General features: G+C 67.8%; 1 protein-coding gene. It reads right to left on the reverse strand.

Annotated elements, in window-relative coordinates; genetic code table 11:
- On the reverse strand, window positions 1-640 hold a 640-nt coding region (locus tag N5D53_RS27625; protein ID WP_279841147.1), incomplete at both ends, for a phosphopantetheine-binding protein.

Consider the following 640-nt stretch of genomic DNA (forward strand, 5'->3'; position numbering starts at 1 on the left):
TTGCAGCGGACCGTGTTCGGCGCTGCCGTCGGCAAAGCGCAGGCGCAGGGCGTCGTGCTGGGCGTACAGTGCCAGCAGCGCCTGCTCCAATGCGCTGGCATCCACCGTTTCGGTGCCGCGCAGCAACAGCGACTGGTTCCAGTGCTGCGGCTCGCTCATGCGCTGGTCGAAGAACCATTGCTGGAACGGCAGCAGCGGCGCGCTGCCCGTCACCGGGCCCTGGTCGATACGTGGCACCACCGCCTCCCCGAGCTGGGCCACGGCCGCCAGGCGCTGCACGGTCTGGTGCTGGAACAATGCCTTGGGCGTGATATGGATCCCGGCCTGTCGCGCACGACTGACCACCTGGATCGACATGATCGAGTCGCCGCCCAGGGCGAAGAAATTCTCGGTAACTCCCACCGGGCCTGCGCCCAGCACGGTTTGCCAGATCTCGGCCAGGGCGATTTCGGTCGGTGTGGCCGGCGCCTGATAGTCGCGAGCCTTGACGGTCTGGTCCGGGCGCGGCAAGGCCTTGCGGTCGAGCTTGCCGTTGGGCGACAGCGGCAGGCTGTCCAGTGCCAGCCACTGGTTCGGCACCATGTAGTCCGGCAGGCCACGGCGCAGATGCTCGGCCAGTTGTGCCTGCCAATCGGCGGTT

This window comes from Pseudomonas sp. GD03862, assembly GCF_029840855.1.
Lineage (GTDB): Bacteria > Pseudomonadota > Gammaproteobacteria > Pseudomonadales > Pseudomonadaceae > Aquipseudomonas > Aquipseudomonas alloputida.